The sequence below is a fragment of the Mesorhizobium sp. M7A.F.Ca.CA.003.01.2.1 genome, from assembly GCF_003998945.1.
GTDB lineage: Bacteria > Pseudomonadota > Alphaproteobacteria > Rhizobiales > Rhizobiaceae > Mesorhizobium > Mesorhizobium ciceri.
Map to the genome: position 1 here is coordinate 1 of NZ_RZRA01000748.1, position 2,920 is coordinate 2,920.

Annotated in this window: 3 protein-coding genes and 1 pseudogene; 2 read left to right on the forward strand and 2 right to left on the reverse strand. The window is 61.8% G+C overall.

Annotated elements, in window-relative coordinates; translation table 11 throughout:
* Positions 1 to 1,188 (forward strand): alpha-hydroxy acid oxidase (locus EN969_RS24830; RefSeq protein ID WP_245467490.1); only part of this gene is annotated, 1,188 nt, incomplete at its 5' end.
* A gap of 250 nt (positions 1,189 to 1,438) precedes the next feature.
* Here EN969_RS24830 and EN969_RS24835 read toward each other — a convergent pair.
* Complete coding sequence (locus EN969_RS24835) at positions 1,439 to 2,038, reverse strand: TetR/AcrR family transcriptional regulator (RefSeq protein WP_063167472.1); 600 nt, start codon at positions 2,036 to 2,038, stop codon at positions 1,439 to 1,441.
* Between the two features lie 357 nt (positions 2,039 to 2,395).
* On the opposite strand from EN969_RS24835, the gene EN969_RS24840 reads away from it, so the two are divergent.
* The gene (locus EN969_RS24840) at positions 2,396 to 2,548 is read left to right on the forward strand and encodes a hypothetical protein (protein ID WP_244514267.1); all 153 of its coding nucleotides are present in this window, start codon (positions 2,396 to 2,398) and stop codon (positions 2,546 to 2,548) included.
* Positions 2,549 to 2,752: 204 nt separating this feature from the next.
* Here EN969_RS24840 and EN969_RS36240 read toward each other — a convergent pair.
* A pseudogene (locus EN969_RS36240) lies at positions 2,753 to 2,920 on the reverse strand (LysR family transcriptional regulator); the annotation flags it as partial.

The following is a 2,920-nucleotide window of genomic DNA, read 5'->3' on the forward strand; positions in this document are numbered from 1 at the left end:
GTCTTCAGGAAATGCTCGGCTCCGGCCGGCACAGGGTCCAGACCTGAGATGGGCGCTCTCGATCGCCAGGTTTCGGTCGAGGACTTTCGCACGCTTGCCCGTCGTCGTCTGCCGAAATCCGTCTTCGAATTCATCGATGGCGGGGCGGGGCAAGAACTCACCCTCAAAGCCAATCGAAGCGATTTCGAAAAGATCAGAATTTTGCCGCGCGTGCTTACCGATGTTTCGCATCCGAACGTTTCCACGACGCTCTGGTCCGAGACCTTGCCAACACCGCTGGTGATCAGCCCGATGGGCTCCTGCGCGCTGGTCAGGCCCGGAGCCGACATTGCCATCGCGAGGGCGGCAACCGCTCGCAGCATCCCCTACACGCTCTCCACCATGGCCACGGCCAGCATCGAAGGCATGGCGCGAGCCGTACAGGGGCCGCTGTGGTTCCAGCTTTATGTGCTCAAGGATTTCGACTTCAATCGCCAGTTGGTGAGGCGAGCGGAAGAATTTGGCTATTCGACGCTGGTGGTGACCGTTGATCTGCAAGCCGGTGGCAAGCGCGAAAAGGATCTTAGGAACGGCATATCTATCCCACTGCGGCCTTCGGCCCGGCATCTCTGGGAAGGCATGCTTCATCCTGGCTGGTCGCTGCGCCTGCTGCGCGGCGGTCTGCCCCAGTTCGAGAACGTCCGCGGCTATCTCGGTGACAACAGCGCCGGCCTGACGATCGCCGCGCGTGTTGGCGGCAGCCTCCATGCAGGTTTCGACTGGGACGATTTCCGCCAGATCCGCGACTGGTGGAAAGGCCGGCTGCTGGTCAAGGGCGTCCTGCACCCGGGCGATGCGTCGCGACTGGTGGCGGCTGGTGCCGATGGCATCTGGGTGTCCAACCATGGAGGCCGCCAGCTCGACGGTGCTGTATCGAGCATCGATGCCCTGCCCGCTATCCGTCAGGCACTTGGCGCCCAAATCCCGATCCTCATCGATTCCGGTATCCGCACGGGCACGGACATCGTCAAGGCCAAGGCACGCGGCGCCACCGTCGCGGCGATCGGCCGGGCCGCCCTGTTCGGCGCCGTGGCTGGCGAGCCCGGCGTGGCCAAGGCACTGGATATCATCCTGGACGAAGTGGTGACTTGCCTCAGGCTCTGCGGGATCCCCCGTTTTCAGGAAGCGGGATCAGAAATGATAGCATAGCGCCAAGACGAGTGCTCACGCTTGGTCAAGAGGTACAGAAAACCCCCGCTCGTCCAATATTCTTCCTCATCATGCCAAGGTTTTGCTATCGCGGTTGTGCAAGCGGCTGCGGGCGGCCGACCAATTGCCGCCCTCACACGCCGCTCCTTCCCAAGCCCAGCGGCCGCCTGTCAGAGAGCACTTGTTTGATGCACACCCGCTAGCGGCGGTCGTGATTAAATTCGAGAGGCTGCACAGTCGGATAGGCAGACTAAGGTCGGCCGCCCGGTGCTGTTTTCGGTTCCATCCACCCGTTCTTCAGAATGTCGCGAAGCACGTTGCGGATGTCTTCGCCCGCTGCCGTTGCGCCGCTCGCCCAAGCGATCGCCAGTGCCCCGAAAAAGATGTCGCGCCCGGTCATCGTCCGTCGTGCAAGCCCTTCGTCCTGTGCAGCCTTCAGGATTCGCTCCGTCGTCGCGATGACAGCATGGCAGGTCGGCGTCAGCGGGGATTCTACTCGGCAAGCCGCCCGTAACGGTTCAGGCAAGCCCTCATAAGCCAGCATCCAGTCGCCGAGAGCTTCAACCCAGAGTTCGAGTGCGCGGCCTGCATCGCTCTCCCCGGCTTCGATTTCAACGCGACGATGGTCGAGGCCTTCATAATGAAGAACTAACAGCGCAGCCAGCAGGGCGTCTTTGTTTGGAAAATGGCGGTAGAGCGTCCCTGCTCCCACGCCCGCCAGCTTCGCAATAGAATCCATCGAAACGTCAACACTGTCGTTGCCGAACGCTTGTCGCGCCACCTCGAGAATGTGCGCCCGATTATGCTGCGCGTCCCTGCGCAGGGCTGACGCGACCGAAAATTGCGACATTACTGACCTTGAACCCTTGAATACCGGAGACACTCTCCGTATCTAAAAGCCGAATCGGAGAGAGTCTCCATATAGCCCCCGGTCGATTATTCTAACAGGTCGGCATTAGCGAGCGAAACGAGGACACGATGATCAGGCAGATGATACCGGCATGCATCCGGACAACGGGCACCGCAACCTGCCTGGCGCCTGGCGCGCGCCGTCAGTAGATGCCGCGAGCTATACGAGTTTCGAGGCGGACTGCTCCGTCGGCAGCACCGCCCTGCGCGACCCTCTGGATGTCCGCTCAATACGGAATAGATCCGCGCACCATGCGCTGAGCAACCGGGCACGCCCGCCTACTGCACGGAACTGACGTTGCCTGATCTTCAGGATGCGCTGTCCACGGCGGAAAAGGCGCGCGCACCCGGAATTCGCGACGCGCTGATCAAGGGCTTCATCGAGGCGACGCCTCCCCTCCGCCACGAGCAGATCGTAGCCCGCAACCGTGAAGTCACCGCCCGCCGATGAGAAACTTCTCCGGTTCCGGTCCGAGGTGGACCAATAAGACTGTCCAAGAATTCCTTCTGTTTGTCGGGAGCAACCTGAGGGACGACGATGACGAGGTAATTTGCGACAAAGGTGAAATCCCCCTTGATGATGCGAGGCATCAGCTCCTGCGCGCGGCATGCTCCGCTGCTCAACCAGCCATAGCGCCTGACTGGCGGCAGGAGGTTAGCCGCCGCCGCCCATGGTTACGGACATAAAGGCCCGGAAGGCCGCAGCCGCCGGTTCGATTGATCTGTCACGCGACCAGGCAAGGCCAACGTCCATAGTGGGGATGGGCTCGACAAGCCCGCGCACTTCGATGCGCTGCCCCTCCAAGGACCAGGGGCGGTAAAC